The sequence below is a fragment of the Acidisoma sp. S159 genome, from assembly GCF_009766125.1.
GTDB lineage: Bacteria > Pseudomonadota > Alphaproteobacteria > Acetobacterales > Acetobacteraceae > Acidisoma.
In genome coordinates, this window is sequence record NZ_LMUG01000008.1 from 379,033 (window position 1) to 398,045 (window position 19,013).

Genomic DNA, 19,013 nt, shown 5'->3' on the forward strand with positions numbered 1-19,013 from the left:
GCGGGTCTCATGGCGCGCCGCCAATGCGCACGCGATCCAAGCTGGCTCAGTCATGATAGACGACCGACCGGCCGCCATCGATCGCGATGCAGGCGGCGTTGATGAAAGGTGCCTCGTCGGAGGCGAGAAAAACAGCGGTCATGGCGACTTCCTCGGGCCGCCCGATGCGCTTCGGCGGATGCAGCGCCTCAGCCCGCGCCCTTTCAGCGGCGGGGTCCGGGAAGGTCGCCCAATAGTCGCGGGCGATTGAGGTATCGATATAGCCGGGCGCGATGGCATTCACCCGCACGCCCCGCGCCGCATATTCGATGCCGAGCGAGCGGGTAAGCCCAAGCAGACCGTGCTTCGCGACCGGATAGGGAAAGGTGCCGGGGATGATCGTGCTCGAATGGCTGGAGGCGATGTTCACGATCGAACCGCTGCCTTGCTCGAGCATTCCGGGCAGTGCCGCGCGGCACATGTGCCAGACGCCATCGAGGTCCACCGCGAAGCAGCGGCGCCACTCGGCCTCGCTGGTTTCGAGCGGCTCGTGGAAGACGTTAATGCCGGCATTGTTGACGAGAGTGTCGAGCCGCCCGAAAGCGCCGAGCGCCTGAGCAACCGCCGTTTCGGCATCACGCCGGGCGGTTACATCCATCTCGACGAAGAGCGCGCGTGCGCCTTGCTCCTGAAGCCGTTCCGCCATAGCGGCGCCGGTCTCGGGGTCTTTCTCGGCGATAACGACGGCGGCGCCTTCGCGCGCGAAGCACCAGGCGATCGCTGCGCCTATGCCCCGGCCAGCGCCGGTCACCAAGGCGACCTTGTCTTGCAGCCGTCCCGCCATCAATAGCCCACCGTCTCTGAGGGCGCCGCTAGGCCGACCTCGATACCAACGCAGGGGCCCAATAGCATTGCCGGGGGGAGTTTGATGGCCGTCATGCTGCGCGGACGTTCCCGCTGATGGAGTTCATCGACTTCCTCCGCATCCCGCCCTTTCCCTATACGGCGGGAACGGTATGCTACCGCAGCGGATCAATATTCGGATCATTCGTTGAGTCAAGTCAGACTTAGCCCACGCCCCCGTGTGCATCGCAGTGTGGTGGATACGCTCGCGCGCCGTATCCTGTCGGGCGACATCGCGCCTGGCGAGGGGCTGCCTAATACACAGGACCTGAGCGCCGAACTCGGGGTCAGCCGATCGGCTTTGCGCGAGGCGATCAAGGTGCTGACGGCGAAGGGCATGCTCGGCGTGCGCCCCCGCACCGGCACCCGTGTATTGCCGCGCGAGAGCTGGAACCTCATGGATCCGGAGCTGCTCGCCTGGTGCGGTCCTACCATGGATGCCGATATGCTGGGCGCCCTGCTGGAATGCCGCTGGCTCATCGAGCCAGGCGCGGCGGCGCTGGCCGCGGACCGCGCGAGCGCCGCCGATCTTGCCGCCATCGATCAAGCCTTCACCCGGATGGCATCGGCGCCAACGCTGGAGGAGCGCGTCGCGGCCGATCTCGACTTCCACCTCGCGGTGCTGCGGGCGAGCGGCAATCTTTTCCTGTTGCAATGGGCCGGGACGGTCTCCTCAGTCCTGCTCGCGGCCTTTCGCCGGTCGAGCGGCGCCGCACTGTCTCTGGAGGCCGCGTCCTCGGCGCATCGCGAGATTGTCGAGGCGATCCGGCTGCGCGATCCGGCGCGCGCGGATCGCGGGATGCGGGAGGTGTTGCGGGTAGCGGCGGCGGATCTTCAGCTCTGGCCGGTGCCGTCCAATACGGCGGCGAGTGTCGCGATGAAGCGCGCCTGACTGTGCTCGGCCGCGATGCGCGTCTGGCCGCCATCCCGCACACGGCACCATAGCGTTTCGTCTTCATACAGGCTGGCGCAGGATTGGGCGAAATCCTCGGGCCGGTCGGCGCTCATGATTTCCTCGCCGTGGCGCCAGCCCATCTGGCCGGCGATGAGGTTTGTCGCGACGGTCGGCAGCCCGGCGGCCGCCGCTTCCACCACCTTATGCGGCAGGCCGGCGGCGAAGCGCGTAGGCGCGAGGAAGATGCGAGCACTGGCATAGAGCGGCTCGAGATCTTCGACCTGGCCGAGCAGTTCCACACCGGGCGCCGCGAGATCGGGTGCTCCGGGGAATAGCGCGCCCGCGACTGTCAGCGTGACATGGCCAAGCATCGCCCGCACCGCGGGCCATATCTCCTGCACGAACCATCGCAGGCTGTCGTAATTGGGCGAGTCCGTTTCGAGCAGGCGGCCGACGAAAAGAAAGCCTCGCCGCTGAGCGAAGTCCGGAGCACCGATTGAGAGGCTGACGGTGTCGCCGAGAACATAGGCGGGTGCTTGGGCATGAGTGCGGAACAGCGCTGCCTCCGCCTCGCTCACTGCGGTGACGGATTCCACGCCTGCGGCCAGCGCCGCCTCGGTTTCGATCAGCGCTGCAGCCTCCTCGACGCTTGCTGCCTCACCGTGAAGCTTACGTCGCGCCATTTCGCGCAGGGCAGCGAAAGCCTCGGCATCATAAACGATGCGAATGCCGGAAAGGTCGAGGCCCGAGGTTTCGGCAAAATCGCGGAAACGCTGCATGTTGTTGGGGCGGCTGATGAAGAGGACTTCGTAGAAGCCGCAGCGCTCCTCTCGAAGACTGGCAAGCACATCGAGTCCGCCTGACAGGACCTCCACGCGCGGGTCGAGTTCGGTATAGGCGCCTTCCCAATCAATCTCCGGCTCGTCGAGCGGGAGCAAGGTCACCGACCAGCCAAGCGCGATCATGCCGTTGAGCACGCTCAGCAGCCTGGGGAAGCCAGCGCCGTACGGGCGATGCGGCACTTTTTCCTCGAGCACCAGCACGCGCCGCCCGCTGGCGCCCGGCGGCACCCGTGCTGCGAGGCGGTTGCCAGGAAGTGCGGGCAAGTGACCGGCCAGAGCCGCGCCATGGCGGGCACGGAAACGGCGGCGGTTGCGGTGCATGAGCGCTTCCGCCTCGCCGCTGGCCGCCTGGCTGCCAAACTCGAAGTGATCGGCGCTCGCCATGGGTTCGTAGACGGTCGCGAGGCCGATTTCCCGCAGGCGCAGGCAGTAGTCAGAATCCTCGTAATAGGCGGGAGCGTATCGTTCATCGAAACCGCCGAGACGCGTGAAGGCGTCGCGCCGGGTCATCAGGAAGGCTCCGGAACCGTAGTCCACGACGCGTCGGAACATCGCCTCGGCCGCGTCGGCGGGCCGGCCGCGCGCATAGCCTTCGGTGATGCCGTCTCGCCAGACGATGGCACCTGCCTCCTGTAGCCGCCGGTCCGGATGGATGAGACGGCCGACTACGGCGCCCGCTGCCGGTTCCCGATCCAGTATGGAGATCGCCGCCGCGATCGAGCCCGCATGCACGAAGGCGTCGTTGTTGAGGAATAGGAGGAACTCGCCGCCCGCCGCCGCCGCCGCCGCGTTGGCACCACGCAGAAAGCCCAGGTTGCCGCCGTTGCGCAGGACACGAGCATTATCGATGCGATCGAGCAATGCGGCGGTCTCATCCGTCGAGCCGTTGTCCTGCAGAATGATTTCCATTCCCGGCTCAAGGTCCCGAGCCAAGGCCCGCAGGCAGCCCAAGGTGAAGAAGGCCTTGTTGAACAAGACAATGAGAATTGAGAGTCGCGGCTTTTCCACGGCCGGCAGAACCAGCCGCTCGCCGCTGTCGAGGAAATCCTGCAGTCCGCTCTGCAGTCGCGCGGCCATCGCCTCCTTGGGATCGGGTACCAGTGCTAGCGCGGGCAGCGTGGGAGATGGTGACGGCAGGCAGGCCCCCGCCGCTACGGCGCGGCGTTGTCGGAGACGGGAGAAAACTTGGCCGCGCGCGGTCCATACGAGGATCTTGGCAGCTCCTCGCGCTTGCCGGAAGAAACTCGGATGACGTTCCGCGATGCGGTTGAGCGGAGCGACCACGCGCCAGGTGGTGCTGGCGTAGATCGTCTTGACCGTCTGCTCGTAGCCCGCGAGCGCGGCGATCCGGATGTCCTGTGCTGCGAGACGCTCGTTGGCGGTATCCAGCCGATCGGCGGCCTCGCGCCATTGGCGCTGCGCGCGTCGCTCGGTCAGACGCAAGCGGTTCACATTACCCGCGAGCAACAGCATCTCCCCGCGCTGACTGCGGGCGGCTGCCTCGCGCCGGGCGATATCCTCCGCGAGACGTCCGACATCCTCGGAGAGCCGGCGGAGTTCGCCGGAATGCGCGGCCATCTCCGACAGCGCGGCGGCCGAGGCTCGAAGCTGGGTTTCAAGTTCCTCGACGCGAGCAAGTCGCCAGGGACTACCGGCGGGCAAATGCCATCGGAGAGGTCTTTGGAAAACATGGCCAATTGTCGCGTTGTGTTCGGGTAGAAGTTTCCCGCCGACCCAGGTCTGCACCATCAATTCGAGCTCGGAATAACGTGCGAGATCAGACGGTGTGATGAGAAAGCCGAGCTGTGTCAGTACCGCGCTCACAATGCGATCGGCCGTGTCGAGCGTCGGATCGGCAGGTGGCGCGATGGCTTCCACCCGCCGCACCGACTCCCGCAGACTGCGGGCCAGCACGAAGCCAAGCGGGAGCGTCGCGCGAGTTTGCCATTCCTGGTCGAAGAAGACCGGCGCACCTTCGGGAAGCACAGCAAGGTTGAAAGGTGTCGCGTCGAAATGCGTGCCCTCGACCAGTGATTCCGCCGAAAGCGGGACTTGGCCGATGCGGGCGAGCAGCGCCTCGACCCAAACTCTCGCCCAGTCTGTGACCTGGTCCAGGGTCCATTCCGGCTGCCCGAACAGCTCGACCAGGCGGAACCACCAGGATCGCGTTGGAAGGTAAGCCTCTTCCGGATTGGCGTGGATGATCGGTGAGTCGCCGGCGGCGGTCAGCGTCAGGGGGCGGCGGCTCACGCGGATGGCGGCGTCGTGCTTCGCGAAGACCGTCTCTTTCATGAAGGCGGGCTGCCGGTCGAGCGCATAATGCCAAGCCAGGACGCCGTTGCTTGGCTCCCCGGCGGTTGGCGATGTGGGACGCGCCGCGACGAGAAAGGCGTTGGACAATTCCGCAAGCAAGCCGTTGCCCGCGACCACCGGCCACGCCCTTTGCAGCGAGAAGGCAGGATCCAAGGGAGACTGCTGATCGCTATGCACGGTCTCCGCCGCCAGGGCGCCGGGATCAAAGCCGTGTGTCGCGGCGCCAAGCGGCGAGATGACCACGCTCGGTAATTTGTAGTCAGGGAAAGGAAGATAGATGTCCTGCCGCGCAAATCCCGCGCTTCGCAGCATCCGCTGCAGGTCGTTCTTTCCGAAAGCCGCGACGCTTGCCGTGTTGTCGCTATCGCCAAGATCGGGGGCACCGACAGGATCGCGCGCGGCGCCGGCGAGATGTTTCAGGCCGAGCCGGTTCTCCGCCGCGACCAGCAATAATCCGTCTGGCTTTAACAGGCCCGCGAGATGGATGAGCAGCGCTCGCTCGGGCTCTTCCTGGCCGGCGAAAAAGACCCCGGCATATTCCAGCATGCCGATGAGCAAGATGACGTCGGCTGGTTCCTCAAGCGTAAAACCGAAGAGGTTGTCGTTGATGACGGTGACATTCGCGAGGTCTCGGGTGCGCGCGCGGATTATCTCAGCCCGACGCGGGTTGCTTTCGACTGCAACGACTTCGCGCGCCGTTTCGCCGAGATAACGCGTGATGGCGCCGCAACCGGCGCCGACTTCCAGCACCCGCTTGCCGCGCAGATCCTCGGCGAAGGGCCGCAGCAGGTTCGCTCGCTTGGAGGAGAGGTGGTACTGCGTGGGCCAGTCCGTGATCGCCGCGCGCCGTTCGGGCGAGAGGCTGCTCCGATCGGTCAGCCCGTTGACGATGCCAGCGATGCGGTTGTCCAGGGCACCGTCGTCGTTGTGGCTTTGACGCTCAGGTCGCCCGTTGATCGGGGTGAAGAGCCCGGCGCGCTCGCTATAGGATCGCGGGAAGCTCAGGATCTTCCTGTCGGCCGAAAGATTCCGTTCTTCGTCTGGAAGCGCATGCATGGCCGAAGTTCATACGAACTTAGCGCTGGCTTGGAAACGCTAGAGCAGTATGTCGTGGGTTGAGCGATGCTCCTCCCACCACGTCATACCCGGCGAAGGCCGGGCATCCACGCCTTTGCTCCACGAAGGCAAGCGTGGATGGCATGCCTTCGCATGCCATGACGGACCCTTGGGTCGCGGTCGAATATTAGATCATCACGCTCTGTGTGCTCATCAAGCTTCAGCGGATCGCCTTTGGCTCTGGCCTCACCTGGCGGGCGACGGAGCCTCAGCCTTGCCCGGCGATGTCCACAATCGCCTGAGCCACCTGCACGCGATCCGTCGCGGCCGATGCGGCGGCTACGTCGCCGGCGCGCTCAGCCTCGCGCAGATCCGCCATGGCGGACTGAAGGTCCCGCTCGCCATCGGCTCGGTTGAGGCTGCTGCTGGGTTCCGCGATGTCGGCGAGAACAGTGCAGCGCTCGCCGGTGATTTCGGCGAAACCGCCGGTCACGAAGTAGCGCGCGGCGATCTGCTCGCCTTCGTAGAGGATGACCTCGCCGCCGCGCAGCAGCACGATCATCGGACTGTGCTCGGGCAAGACGCCGATATCGCCTTCCGAGGCGGGGATGACGACCATATCGACATCCCGCGCCACAAGCAGCTTCTCGGGGCTTACGATCTCAAGGGCGACGGGCACCGGCGATCCTCGGCTCAGGCGGTCTGGCGCAGCGATTCGGCCTTCTTCACGGCCTCCTCGATGGTGCCGACCATGTAGAAGGCGCTCTCGGGCAGATGGTCATATTCGCCGGCGCAGATGCCTTTGAAGGCCTTGATGGTGTCTGCGACCTGCACGAAGACGCCGGGGCTGCCGGTGAAGACCTCGGCGACGTGGAAGGGTTGGCTGAGAAAGCGCTGGATCTTGCGGGCGCGCGCCACCACCAGCTTGTCGTCTTCCGAAAGCTCGTCCATGCCGAGAATGGCGATGATGTCCTGCAGCGACTTGTAGGTCTGCAGGATACGCTGCACCTCGCGGGCGATGTTGTAATGCTCCTCACCGACGATGCGCGGATCGAGCGAGCGCGAGGTGGAATCCAGCGGATCCACAGCCGGGTAGATGCCCTGCTCGGCGATGGAGCGGGACAGCACGGTCGTCGCATCAAGATGCGCGAAGGATGTCGCGGGCGCGGGATCGGTCAAATCATCGGCAGGAACGTAGATGGCCTGAACCGAGGTGATGGAGCCCTTCTTGGTGGAGGTGATGCGCTCTTGCAGCCCGCCCATGTCGGTGGACAGCGTCGGCTGGTAGCCCACCGCGGAAGGAATACGGCCGAGCAGCGCCGAGACCTCCGCGCCCGCCTGGGTGAAGCGGAAGATGTTATCGACGAAGAACAACACGTCCTGGCCTTCGTCATCGCGGAAATATTCGGCGAGCGTCAGGCCCGATAGCGCGACGCGCGCGCGGGCGCCTGGCGGCTCATTCATCTGGCCATAGACCAGCGCCACCTTGGAGCCCTCACCATCGATCTTGATGACGCCGGCGTCCATCATTTCGTAATAGAGGTCATTGCCTTCACGCGTCCGCTCGCCGACGCCGGCGAAGACCGAGACGCCGCCATGCTCCTTGGCGATGTTGTTGATCAGCTCCTGGATGAGCACGGTCTTGCCTACACCTGCACCGCCGAACAGGCCGATCTTGCCGCCCTTCAGGTAAGGCGCCAGCAGATCGACCACCTTGATGCCAGTCGGAAGAATCTCAGCCGTCGCGGCCTGATCCTCGAAGGACGGCGCCTCGCGATGGATCGGCATGCGCTTCACGGCCTCAACCGGACCGCGTTCGTCGATCGGGTCGCCGATGACGTTGAGGATGCGGCCGAGCGTGCCCGGGCCAACGGGCATGGAGATCGGTGCGCCGGTGTCCGTCACTTCGCTGCCGCGAACCAGACCATCGGTCGTGTCCATCGCGATGGCGCGCACCGTGTGCTCGCCGAGTTCTTGAGCGACTTCCAATACCAGCTCGCGGTCGCCGATCTTGGTGGTGAGCGCGTTGAAGATATAGGGCAGCTCGCCTTCGAACTGCACGTCCACGACGGCGCCCAGAACCTGCGTGATGCGGCCGACAGAGTTATTCGCCATTTCCCGATTCCGTTCCGAAGCTGCTTTAGACCGCTTCCGCGCCGGAGATGATCTCGATCAGCTCCGAAGTGATATTCGCCTGACGGGCGCGGTTATAGGTCAACGTCAGGCGTTTGATCATGTCGCCGGCATTGCGCGTTGCGGCATCCATCGCCGTCATCTGCGCCGCGTAGAAACCGGCCTCGCTATCCAGCATGGCGCGATAGATCTGCACGCCGAGCGCACGCGGCAACAGACGGGCGAGGATCTCGTCTTCGTCCGGCTCGAACTCATAGGGCGCCTCGTTCGGATCGACTTTCGCGTCTTCCATTGCCAGCGGCACCAGTTGCAACTCGGTCGGCACCTGGCTCATCACGCCCGCGAAGTGATTATAGACCAGCGTCACGGCATCCACTTCGCCGCTGGCAAGCAGTTGTTGGATGCGCTGCGACACCGCTTCGGCATCCGCGAATTCAGGACGCTTGCGGACTCCGGCCTCAGGCGTATCGACCATGCGGTCGGCATATTCGCGGCGGAAGTAATCGCGGCCCTTGCGGCCCACCGTCAGTAGTTTGACCGTCTTGCCCTCGCCTTCCAGCCTGCGAACGAGGGCGCGAGCGGTGCGGGAGGCGTTGCTGTTGAAGCCGCCCGCCAGGCCGCGATCGGCGGTGATCACCACGACGAGATGCGTGCGGTTGCGCGGATTGCCGGCCATCAGCAAAGGCGCCTCGTTGCCGCTCTGCGCCGCCATGCTGGCCGCGAGTGCGCGCAGCATCCGGCTCATCCGGTCCGCGTAAGGCTGCGCCGCCTCGGCATGCGCCTGGGCGCGGCGCAGCTTAGAGGCTGCGACCATCTTCATCGCGCTCGTGATCTTCTGCGTCGATTTGACGCTGTTGATCCGGTTGCGGAGGGGTTTCAGGCTCGGCATCGGTCAGATCTCGCCCCGCTCCGCCATCAAGCGATGAAGCCGTCAACAAGCTTGGTGATGAAATCCGTCAGCTTCTTATCAACATCCGGCTTGATCTCACGATCGTTGCGGATCGATTCCAGAATACCCGGCTCGCGCGCCTTGAGTTCCGAGACGTAGTGACGCTCGAATTCCACGATCCGGCCGACCGCGATGCGATCGACCAGGCCGCGCACGCCGGCGAACAGCACGACGGCTTCTTCCTCGACGGGCAGCGGATGGTATTGCGGCTGCTTGAGCAATTCGGTCAGACGTGCGCCACGGGCCAGCAGTTTCTGCGTCGCCGGATCGAGATCGGACGCGAACTGGCTGAAGGCCTGCATCTCGCGATACTGCGCGAGATCCAGCTTGATGCGGCCGGAAACCTGCTTCATCGCCTTGATCTGCGCCGCGGAACCCACGCGGGAGACGCTGACGCCGACATTCACGGCGGGGCGGATGCCACGGAAGAACAGCTCCGTCTCAAGGAAGATCTGCCCGTCGGTGATCGAGATCACGTTCGTCGGGATATAGGCGGAGACGTCACCGGCCTGCGTCTCGATGACCGGCAGTGCGGTCAGGCTGCCGGCGCCTTCGGCGTCCGACATTTTGGCGGCGCGTTCCAGCAGGCGGGAATGCAGGTAGAAGACGTCGCCCGGATAAGCCTCGCGACCCGGCGGGCGGCGCAGCAACAGGGACATCTGGCGATAGGCGACGGCCTGCTTGGACAGATCATCATAGGCAATCAGCGCATGCATGCCGTTGTCACGGAAATATTCGCCCATGGCGCAGGCGGTGTAGGGCGCCAGGAACTGTAGCGGCGCAGGTTCCGAAGCGGTGGCGGCGACGACGATGGAATATTCCATCGCGCCATTCTCTTCGAGCGTGCGGACAAGCTGCGCGACCGTCGAGCGCTTCTGACCGATCGCGACATAGATGCAATAGAGCCTGCGGCTCTCGTCATCCGTCGCGTTGACAGATTTCTGGTTGATGAAGGTATCGATGATGACCGCTGTTTTGCCGGTCTGGCGATCACCGATGATCAGCTCGCGCTGGCCGCGACCGATGGGGATCAGCGCATCGATCGACTTGATGCCGGTCTGCATCGGCTCATGCACGGATTTGCGCGGGATGATGCCTGGCGCCTTGACCTCGGCACGGCGGCGCTCGGTGGTCTCGATGGGGCCACGCCCGTCGATCGGATTGCCGAGGCCATCGACCACGCGGCCAAGCAGGGCCTTGCCGACGGGCACATCGACGATGTCGCCGGTGCGAACGACGGTATCGCCTTCGCGGATGCGGCTGTCATCGCCGAAAATCACGGTGCCGACGCTGTCGGTGCCGAGGTTGAGGGCCATGCCCTTGAGACCGGCGCCGGGGAATTCCACCAGCTCTCCGGCCATTACGTTCTGCAATCCGAAGACCTGGGCGATGCCGTCGCCCACGCTCAGCACCTGGCCTGTCTCAGCGACATTGGCCTCGGTATCAAAGCTGGCGATCTGCTTCTTCAGGATCTCCGAGATCTCTGCCGGGCGGATCTCCATTTAGGCGGCTCCCTTCATCGCGTATTGCAGTCGCTGTAGGCGCGACTTGAGGCTGGTGTCGTAGAGGCGGGCGCCGAGCTTGACGACGAGGCCGCCGAGCAAGTCGGGATCGACCGCCTCATGAATGGTCACGCGGCCGTAACCGATCTCGGTGAGGCGCGCGCTCAGCTGGGCGCGCTGGAGATCGGTCAGCGGATGGGCGGAAATCACTTCGGCCCGCACCACGCCGCGCTTTTCATCGACGATGCGCGCATAGGCGGTGACGACGCTGCGTAGCATGAAACGGCGGCGGTTGTCGGAAAGGACGCCGGCGAAATCCTGCACAAGCTTGCCGAAACCCTGCTCCTGCAAGACGGCGCGCAGGGCTTTGGTGCCTTCAGAGGCGTCAATCAGCGGGTTGCCGAGGAATGTGCGGAAAGGGTCGCTCTCGTCGATGAGACGGCCGAGAGCGTCCATCTCCTCCGTAGTGCGGTCGAGGGCACCCTGCTCCTGCGCCAAGTCATAGAGCGCGGCAGCGTAACGGCCAGCGAGTATCTGGCCCGATGAAGTCGTGCTGGAGCCAGAGGCCACGTGTCCTACCCGCAATCTGTTGTCGAAACTTCCCCCGAATATTCTTAAGCGGAGGCCGTTCCTGCTGATTGTGCCCGAGGGGCGGCACCTATCATAGGAGTTTCAGCGAAGCAACGGGAGTGGGCCGGGCAAACAGCTTTTGCGTCATCGTGTTAAGCCGACGGTTCAGCCCACGCGAGCGACCTCCTCCGCGACAATGGCGGCCAAAGTAGCGGCCGCCTCCTCGATCCAATCGGGCTGAGAGGCCGCGAAGCTGAGGCGAAGATACGGGTCCGAGGCTTCCGCCGGAAACCAGTGCTGCCCGGCGGAGACCAGCACATTCCTCCGCGCGGCCTCGGCCGCCACCGCCGCATCCGAGACGCCTGGCGGCAACCGTAGCCAGAGGTGGAGACCGCCGGGCGGCTCGTTGACTGTCCCGAGACCGGGATGTCGCAACACGGCGGCGGCGAGTCTATCGCGCCTTCGCCGCAGTTCGGCGCGCAGAACCCGCAAATGCCGCTCCCAGCTTGGTGAGGTGACGAGGTGCAGGGCGGTTTCCTGCATGATGCCGGGCACCGAGAAATCCTCGACTAGCCGCGTCGCCCGCAACCGCTCCAGAGCCGCGCCACGCGCGCAGATCGCGCCGATCCGCAAGCCTGGGGCAGCGCATTTGGTCAGCGAGCGGACGTAGACGACGTGGCCGTCATTCTCGGCCGGAGCCAGCGGCGGGGGCGGATCGCCGTCGAGGCCGAAATCCCGCGCCCAGTCGTCCTCGATCAGGAAAGCGCCGGCGCGGCGCACCACGGCCAGCACCTCGGCCCGGCGGGTGCGGGACAGCACGGCGCCGGTGGGATTGGCGTAGGTCGGCTGGCAGTAAAACAAACGGGCGCCGCTGCGGCGGAAGGCGTCCTCGAGCAGATCGGGCCGCACGCCATCCTCGTCCGTAGGCACGGGCACCAGCCGCAGACCCGCCGCCCGCGCGCCGACGATGGCGCCGCTATAGGTTGGGCTCTCGATCAGCAACGCGTCGCCGCTGCCCGCGAGGGCCCGAAAGGCGGCGGCATTGGCTGCCTGGGTGCCGGGGCAGATCGTCACCTCATGGGCGGAGAAACCGCTCGCCGCCGCGAACCAGGCGCGCAGGGCTTCCAGCCCCTCGATCGGCATGCGGCCCCAGACTCCGGGCCGCCGTAGCGCTCGCCCGGCCGCGATGGACAGCAGCGCTGTCGCCTGCAGTTCCTCCGGCAGATAGCCGAGGTTCAGCGGGCGCGTGCCGGGCCGCGGCATAACAAGGAGCGAGGACAAACCGTCGGTCACCACGCGGCCGGCACCGAGCGCCACGCTTTGCCAGCCGAGGTCAGCCGGTGGCGGGACTTTGGCCGGACCGCGCGCGAAGGTGCCCTGCCCCGGCCGCGCTTCGACCACGCCCTCACTGCTTAGCCGCTCGAGCGCGGCTTGAACCGTAACCGGACTGACATGCAAGTCACGCATGAGGTCGCGCACCGAGGGCAAGCGCGCACCTGGCGCCTCCGCACCCGCGAGGGCGCGAAGATGTTGTGTGACGGCATCGATGCTGTTATTCGTTTTCATGAAAATACACAGTAACGCTACTCACTCTTCCCCGATAACGCAACAGGCCGGATTGGCGGCCCGCGTCAGGCCGCTGCGCCTCTTCCAGAGCCTGTGGCATGCGGTTTTGCGGGCCCGGCGCATCTCACGCGAGCGGGACGAGCTCACGGCGATGAGCGCCCATATGCTCGCCGATATCGGGGCCTCGCCGAACGATGCTCAGATGGAGGGCGCCCGGTCCTTCTGGGACACGCGGGAGCAGTTCGACCCCAGCCAGCTTCCGCGGGGATAGAGCTTGGCGGTCCGGTGGCTTGTGCCGAGGCCGCCCGCGGAACAATGTCTCGCGCGTCGTAGCGAGGAGATAGGCCGTGGCGGCTTCGGAGACTGTATTGATCGTCGGTGCCGGTTCGGGGCTAAGCGCCTCACTGGCAAAACTTTGCGCCGCTGAGGGTATGAAGGTCGCCTTGGCGGCCCGCGATATCGAGAAGCTCAGGCCGCTGGCGGAGCAGACCGGTGCTGGGCTCCATCGCTGCGATGCCAGCGACGCGGCGGCGGTTTCGGCGCTCTTCGCTAAGCTCGACGATGATTCTGGCGCGCCCGACCTCGTGGTCTACAATGCGAGCGGCCGCTATCGCGGAGCGATCGACACGCTTGAGGCCGAGAAGCTGGCGCAAGCCGTCACCGTTACGGCGTTGGGCGGTTTCTACGTCGCCCAGGCGGCGGCAATTCGCATGTTGGCACGGGGCAAGGGCAGCATCCTGCTCACCGGTGCTACGGCAAGCGTTAAGGGGTTGCCTGGATCGACGGCCTTCGCCATGGGCAAATTCGCACTTCGCGGCATGGCGCAATGCCTGGCGCGGGAACTGGCGCCTCGCAACATTCACGTCGCGCATTTCATCATCGATGGCGGCATAGGAACCACCGGCGGCCGTACCGAGCTGACGGGCGAGGACAAATGGCTAGACCCTGACGCGATCGCCCGCGAATACCTCCATATCCATCGCCAGCATCGCAGTGCGTGGACTTGGGAAGTCGAGCTGCGGCCCTGGGTCGAGAGCTTCTAGGCGGCGCTGCCCACGGCCGTCACGCACGCGGCGCAGAGGCCCTCGGCCTCGACCGTCATGCCGGTGAGCGTGAAAGCGGCGCTCGCGGCGGCGGCAGCGAGCGCCTTGCCTATCGCTGGATCGCTGATTTCGATAGCTCGGCCACAGTTCTTGCAGATGAGGAATTGAACGCTGTGCAGCGCGTGGTCATCGTGATCATGCGGCTGCAGGGCGTGGGTGCATCCGATAAAGGCCGATAGCCGCTCGACCTTGTGGATGAGACCCTGGGCAAGTAGGAAGTCGAGCGCGCGATAGATGGTCGGTGGCGCGGCGGATTGCGCGCCTGCCTCTCGCATGCGGTCCAGCAGGTCGTAGGCGCCGAGAGGTTTGGGGCTCTCGAGGATGAGACCCAGGACCTGACGCCGCTGCTCAGTCAGCCGCGCCTGACGGCGGCCGCAGAAAGCCTCGGCCTCGCGCAGCAAAGACTCGGTCGGCGCGGAGAAGGCGGTTTCAGACATCGGTTTGTTATAATGTAACAGGGGACGATTTTCAATCAGACCCGGCTCGACGCGGCAGTTGGTATGTTATACCATAACACTTAGTCAAGGAGACGGGACGATGCGACACCAATGGATGGCGACCCTTTTTGTGGCGGGACTGGCATGTGCCGCGCTTCCCGCTTTCGCGCGAGCGAAGACCGTGGAAATCGTGGCGGGTGAGAATTTCTACGGCGACGTGGCCCAGCAGATCGCCGGCCCCGGCGCGCATGTCACCGCCATCCTGTCGAATCCCGATACTGACCCGCATCTCTTCGAGGCCGATCCCTCGACGGCCCGGGCCATGGCGGGCGCTGATATCGTCATCGAGAATGGCGCGGATTACGATCCCTGGATGGCAAAGCTGTTGCAGGTCGGTGGCAGCAAAACGCAGGCTCTAATCGTCGTCTCCGAGCTGACCCATCGCCAGACCGGCGCCAATCCGCATCTCTGGTGGGATCCGGCAACGATGCCCGCGGTCGCCCGCGCGCTGACCGACGCGCTGGTCAAGGCCGACCCCGCCGGGAAAGCACAATATGAGCAGCGGCTGGCGACCTTCCTCGCCTCGCTGAAACCCGTGCACGACAAGATCGCTGCACTGCGCGCCCATTACGCCGGTGAGCCTGTGACGGCCACGGAGCCGGTTTTTGGCTATATGGCGGCCGCTATCGGCCTGCGGATGCGCAACGAACGCTTTCAGCTTGCGGTGATGAACGATACTGAACCGAGTGCGGCCGATACCGCCGCCTATGAGACGGATCTCAAGGATCACCGCGTGCGCCTCTTCATCTATAACAGCCAGGCGAGCGACAGCGCGGCCGAACGCCTCCTCGGCATCGCCAAGGCCTCTGGCGTGCCGGTGATCGGCGTGACGGAGACGGAGCCCGTCGGTCCAAACTTCCAGACCTGGCAGCTCTCCACGCTCAATCGGCTGGGTGACGCGCTCGGCTCCGAAACCGCCGCGAAATGAGGGCTGCCGCGCCAGCGATCGATCTGGTCGGGGCGCGCCTCGAACTCGGCGGCCGGGCAATCCTCTCGGGTATCACGCTGAGCATCGGGGCGGAGGAGTTCATCGGCGTGCTCGGCCCCAACGGCGCTGGGAAAACGACGCTGATGCGCGCGATCCTCGGCCTCGTGCCTGCGGCGGCGGGAGAGATCCGGGTACTAGGCAGCCCGGCGCGTCGCGGCAATCCGGCGGTCGGCTACATGCCGCAGACCCGCAGCAATCCGGCGATCGGCCGTATCAGCGGGCGCGACTTCGTGGCGAGTGCCGCGGGTGGCCACCGCTGGGGCCTTCCGCTGCTCGGTGCCGAGGGGCGGCGGGAGGTGGCCCGCGTTCTCGATCTCGTCGATGGAACCGGGCTGGCGGGGCGCCCGCTCTCCGAGATTTCAGGCGGCGAGCGGCAGCGGCTGTTGCTGGCGCAGGCGCTGCTCGGGCAGCCTCGGCTGCTGTTGCTGGACGAGCCGCTGATCAGCCTCGATCCGCATCACCAGCATGGCGTGGTGGCACTGGTGCGTCAGTTGCAGACAGAGCTTGGCATCGCGGTGCTGTTCAGCGCGCATGAACTCAACCCGCTGATGGGGGCGATGGACCGCGTGCTTTACCTCGGCAGCGGCCAGGCGGCGATTGGGCCGGTAGATGACGTCATCACCGGGCCGATGCTGTCGCGGCTTTACGGCTCGCCGATCGAGGTAGCTCGCTTCGGGCACCGCATCTTTGTCATGGCGGCCGATGGCAGCGAGGCGGAGATCGGCTGCCACCACCATGCGCACGGGTAGCGGGGTGATGGGATCAGGAGGCGCCGCCCCATGATCTCCCTCTTCGCCTTCGACTTCATGCGCCATGCCTTTCTGGCTTCGACGATCGTCGCGGTGCTCGCGGGTGCGGTCGGCGCATTCCTGGTGCTGCGCGGGCAGACTTTCGCCGGCCATGCGCTCTCGCATGTGGGTTTTGCCGGCGCGACCGGAGCTGTGCTGGTGGGTGTTTCGCCGCTGACCGGGCTGCTCGCCGTGACCGTGCTGGGCGGGATCGGCATGGGTGCGATGGGCGAGCGGATGCAGGGGCGCGACGTGGCGATCGGCCTGGTCCTGGCCTTATCGCTCGGCCTCGGACTGCTGTTCCTGCATTTCTACACGGCCTATGCCGCGCAGGCGACGGCGCTGCTGTTCGGCAATGTGCTTGGCGTCGATACGCACACACTCTGGCTGCTCCTTGCCTTGAGCCTGCTGAGCCTGCTCGCCTTGGCGCTGATGGCGCGGCCGCTGCTGTTCGCCAGCCTGCAGCCGGAGCTGGCGGAAGCGCGCGGCGTCTCGCTGCGTCTCATGGCCGTGCTGTTCATGATCGTGGTTGCGGTCGCGACAGCGGAATGCGCGCAGATCGTGGGCGTGCTGCTGGTCTTCGCCCTGATGGTAGGGCCGCCGGCAACCGCGCAGCGGCTGACTGCGCGGTTCGGCCGAGGCGTGCTGCTCTCAGTGCTGATCGCGGTGGCGCAAGCCTGGGGCGGCCTGGTGCTCGCCTTCTACACCGACTGGCCGGTGAGTTTCTGGATCACCGCGCTCGGCGCCTTGGCCTATGTGGCGGCGCATCTCGGTCAGGGACGGTGGCGAAGTAGTCACCCGTAGCGAGCGCGCTCGGCCTCAAGGCGAGGCGGAACCTTGCAGCAGCAGCCGGGCCGCTTGGGCATCCGCGGCGATTTGCGTTTTTAGGGCGTCGAGGCTGGGGAATTTCTGCTCGGCGCGCAGGAAGGCATGGACGCTGACGGTAAGCTCCAGGTCGTAGAGATCGCCGTCGAAATCGTAGAGATTGACCTCCAGTCGGCTCTCCGTCGTGTCGGCGACAGTCGGGCGGCGCCCGATATTGGCGACCCCGCCATAGTGACTGCCATCCGGCAACCGGACCGTCACGGCATAGACGCCGCGGGCGGGTTCAAGGTGGCGACCGAGCGGAACATTGGCGGTCGGGAAGCCGATGGTGCGGCCGCGCTTGTCGCCATGGGTCACGACGCCCCGGATGCTCCAGGACCGGCCCAGCAGCGCATTCGCCCTTTCCGGATAGCCGTCCTGCAGCAGCCGCCGGATGCGGGTGGAGGAGATCGGGCCAGAGAGATCGGAAAACGCTGGGGCGATCGAGAGGCCGATGCCGAGGGCCTCAGCCCGAGCCGCCAGGAAAGGCACGTCGCCGCCCCGGCGATGGCCGAAGGCGAAGTCGGCGCCGCAAACGAGGTGCTTCGCGCCGATCCGGTCATGCAGCAGCGCGCTCACGAAGTAATCCGCTGAATGCCGGCTGAATTCGGTGTCGAAGCGCAGTTCGAACAGCCAGGCAACGTGCAGACCGGCCAGGGCATCGGCTTTTTCGGCCAGGAGGGTCAAGCGGAAGGCAGGGTCTTCCGGCCGGAAGAATTCGCGCGGATGCGGCTCGAAGGTGAGCACGGCGAGCGGCGCATCCGGCCGCGCGGCATGGGCCGTCCGCAGCACCGCCGCGTGGCCGAGATGCACCCCGTCGAAATTGCCGAGCGCCACCGTGGCACCGCGCGCCTCGGGGGGCACGGGATCGTCTGGACCGATTACGTGGAGAGTCATGCCGTTGTCTTATCAGGCGATGCCGAGACCAAGAAAGGCCGCCAGCGCCACATCGACGCGCCGCTTGGTTTGCGCGACAGCCTCAAGCGCGCGGATGTGTCCGTTTCCACACGGCCATGAGTTGCGCCGTGTCCACCGCCGTATAGCGTTGGGTTGTGGAGAGACTGGCATGGCCGAGCAGGTCCTGGATCGAGCGCAGATCGGCGCCCGCTGCCAGCAGGTGCGTCGCGAAAGAGTGGCGGAGAGCGTGGGGGGTGGCGTGTTCGGGCAGACCGTTCAAGCGGCGGAAGGCGCGGAGGTGGCGCTGGGCGATCGCGGGATCGAGACGCTTGCCGCGCGCGCCCAGGAAGAGCGGCGCGTCGGGTTCGGTCTGGGGATGGTATCTGATCCAGGACGCCATGACGGTCCGCACCGCCGGCAACACGGGCACGATGCGCGTCTTGCCGCCCTTGCCCAGGACGCGAAGCGCGGCGTCGGAGCCAGGCAGCGGCGCCTCTCCGCGCGACAGGGCCAGCGCCTCGGAGATGCGAAGGCCGCAGCCATAGAGGAGCGTGAACAATGCGGCGTCCCGTGCCTGGATCGCCGCGCTGTCCGAGACTTCACCGATCTCGTCCGCGATGCTCCTAGCGTCCTCCGGCGAGAGGGCGCGCGGCAGCGGTTTCCGCGCGCGGGGGCTCGCGACGAGGCTCAATGCAGGCGTGCCGGCGCCCCCCTCGCGCTCGACGTAGCGGAGGAAGGATTTCACGGCCGATAATTTGCGGGAACGGGTGGCGTTGCCATTGCCGTCCGCCGCCGCCTCAGCCAGCCAGCCGCGAAAATCGGCCTGGGTGAGCGATGCGAGGTCAGCGGAGGAAGGCTCCGCTCCGAGGTGGCGGGTGAGGAAGCCGAGGAAGGATGCAGTGTCGCGGCCGTAGGTGGCGACCGTGAGCCGGGCGGCGCGCCGCTCAGCGGCAAGCCATATAAGCCAGGACTGGCGTGCCGCCTCGGCAGTCATCATAGCGTCCTAGCGTGGTGACACGTCAGCGCGCTGGGGTTGCGTTGACCGTGTCCGTCCCGTCGGTCAGCTTGAAGCGGCAGGCGCAGAGGCGTCCCCGTGTCGGTGAAGGGTTTCATGGCGTCCTGTGGCTTGTCGGCTCCGTCCCCGAAGGACCGGTTGCGATCCAGGGTA

Annotated in this window: 17 protein-coding genes; 6 read left to right on the plus strand and 11 right to left on the minus strand. The window is 65.9% G+C overall.

Going from position 1 to position 19,013, the window contains the following annotated elements; genetic code table 11:
• Positions 1–46: 46 nt before the first annotated feature.
• Entirely contained in the window at positions 47–823 is a 777-nt protein-coding gene (locus GSQ92_RS05055; protein ID WP_158802322.1) for an SDR family oxidoreductase, read from the minus strand.
• Positions 824–1,030: 207 nt separating this feature from the next.
• On the opposite strand from GSQ92_RS05055, the gene GSQ92_RS05060 reads away from it, so the two are divergent.
• Positions 1,031–1,774 (plus strand): FadR/GntR family transcriptional regulator, encoded by a 744-nt coding sequence (locus GSQ92_RS05060; RefSeq protein WP_158802323.1) that lies wholly within the window; start codon positions 1,031–1,033, stop codon positions 1,772–1,774.
• Here GSQ92_RS05060 and GSQ92_RS05065 read toward each other — a convergent pair.
• From GSQ92_RS05065 to GSQ92_RS05095, 7 genes are all read right to left on the minus strand, one after another.
• Complete coding sequence (locus tag GSQ92_RS05065) at positions 1,717–5,988, minus strand: glycosyltransferase (protein WP_158802324.1); 4,272 nt, start codon at positions 5,986–5,988, stop codon at positions 1,717–1,719. The two genes, GSQ92_RS05060 and GSQ92_RS05065, sit on opposite strands and share 58 nt — an antisense overlap.
• A gap of 268 nt (positions 5,989–6,256) precedes the next feature.
• Complete coding sequence (gene atpC, locus GSQ92_RS05070) at positions 6,257–6,667, minus strand: ATP synthase F1 subunit epsilon (RefSeq protein WP_158802325.1); 411 nt, start codon at positions 6,665–6,667, stop codon at positions 6,257–6,259.
• Between the two features lie 14 nt (positions 6,668–6,681).
• A complete protein-coding gene (gene atpD, locus GSQ92_RS05075; protein ID WP_158802326.1) occupies positions 6,682–8,103 on the minus strand; it encodes a F0F1 ATP synthase subunit beta in 1,422 nt (473 codons plus the stop codon).
• A gap of 25 nt (positions 8,104–8,128) precedes the next feature.
• Complete coding sequence (locus GSQ92_RS05080; RefSeq protein ID WP_158802327.1) at positions 8,129–9,010, minus strand: F0F1 ATP synthase subunit gamma; 882 nt, start codon at positions 9,008–9,010, stop codon at positions 8,129–8,131.
• 26 nt (positions 9,011–9,036) lie between these two features.
• Positions 9,037–10,572: a F0F1 ATP synthase subunit alpha gene (gene atpA / locus GSQ92_RS05085; protein ID WP_158802328.1), complete on the minus strand. Its 1,536-nt coding sequence runs from the start codon at positions 10,570–10,572 to the stop codon at positions 9,037–9,039.
• Entirely contained in the window at positions 10,573–11,142 is a 570-nt protein-coding gene (locus tag GSQ92_RS05090) for a F0F1 ATP synthase subunit delta (RefSeq protein ID WP_174247800.1), read from the minus strand.
• Positions 11,143–11,307: 165 nt separating this feature from the next.
• Positions 11,308–12,708: a PLP-dependent aminotransferase family protein gene (locus tag GSQ92_RS05095; protein ID WP_158802329.1), complete on the minus strand. Its 1,401-nt coding sequence runs from the start codon at positions 12,706–12,708 to the stop codon at positions 11,308–11,310.
• Between GSQ92_RS05095 and GSQ92_RS31385 the strand changes: the two genes are divergently transcribed.
• Positions 12,707–12,979 carry a DUF1127 domain-containing protein gene (locus GSQ92_RS31385; protein WP_256367075.1) on the plus strand — a complete coding sequence of 91 codons (273 nt, stop codon included), beginning with the start codon at positions 12,707–12,709 and terminating at the stop codon, positions 12,977–12,979. The two genes, GSQ92_RS05095 and GSQ92_RS31385, sit on opposite strands and share 2 nt — an antisense overlap.
• Positions 12,980–13,055: 76 nt before the next feature.
• Positions 13,056–13,751, plus strand: a complete 696-nt coding sequence (locus GSQ92_RS05105) for an SDR family NAD(P)-dependent oxidoreductase (RefSeq protein WP_158802331.1) — start codon at positions 13,056–13,058, stop codon at positions 13,749–13,751.
• Here GSQ92_RS05105 and GSQ92_RS05110 read toward each other — a convergent pair.
• Positions 13,748–14,248 (minus strand): transcriptional repressor, encoded by a 501-nt coding sequence (locus GSQ92_RS05110; protein WP_158802332.1) that lies wholly within the window; start codon positions 14,246–14,248, stop codon positions 13,748–13,750. The two genes, GSQ92_RS05105 and GSQ92_RS05110, sit on opposite strands and share 4 nt — an antisense overlap.
• A gap of 100 nt (positions 14,249–14,348) precedes the next feature.
• Between GSQ92_RS05110 and GSQ92_RS05115 the strand changes: the two genes are divergently transcribed.
• The 3 genes from GSQ92_RS05115 to GSQ92_RS05125 are packed head-to-tail and all read left to right on the plus strand — an operon-like array spanning position 14,349 to position 16,888.
• Positions 14,349–15,236 carry a metal ABC transporter solute-binding protein, Zn/Mn family gene (locus GSQ92_RS05115; RefSeq protein WP_158802333.1) on the plus strand — a complete coding sequence of 296 codons (888 nt, stop codon included), beginning with the start codon at positions 14,349–14,351 and terminating at the stop codon, positions 15,234–15,236.
• Complete coding sequence (locus tag GSQ92_RS05120; RefSeq protein ID WP_158802334.1) at positions 15,233–16,045, plus strand: metal ABC transporter ATP-binding protein; 813 nt, start codon at positions 15,233–15,235, stop codon at positions 16,043–16,045. Before GSQ92_RS05115 ends, GSQ92_RS05120 begins: the two co-directional genes overlap by 4 nt.
• Positions 16,046–16,075: 30 nt before the next feature.
• Complete coding sequence (locus GSQ92_RS05125) at positions 16,076–16,888, plus strand: metal ABC transporter permease (RefSeq protein ID WP_158802335.1); 813 nt, start codon at positions 16,076–16,078, stop codon at positions 16,886–16,888.
• Positions 16,889–16,903: 15 nt separating this feature from the next.
• Here GSQ92_RS05125 and GSQ92_RS05130 read toward each other — a convergent pair whose 3' ends face one another.
• Both GSQ92_RS05130 and GSQ92_RS05135 read right to left on the minus strand, forming a co-directional pair.
• Positions 16,904–17,845, minus strand: a complete 942-nt coding sequence (locus GSQ92_RS05130) for a bifunctional riboflavin kinase/FAD synthetase (protein ID WP_158802336.1) — start codon at positions 17,843–17,845, stop codon at positions 16,904–16,906.
• An 82-nt stretch (positions 17,846–17,927) separates the two neighbouring features.
• Positions 17,928–18,839 (minus strand): tyrosine recombinase XerC, encoded by a 912-nt coding sequence (locus GSQ92_RS05135; RefSeq protein ID WP_158802426.1) that lies wholly within the window; start codon positions 18,837–18,839, stop codon positions 17,928–17,930.
• Positions 18,840–19,013: the final 174 nt, after the last annotated feature.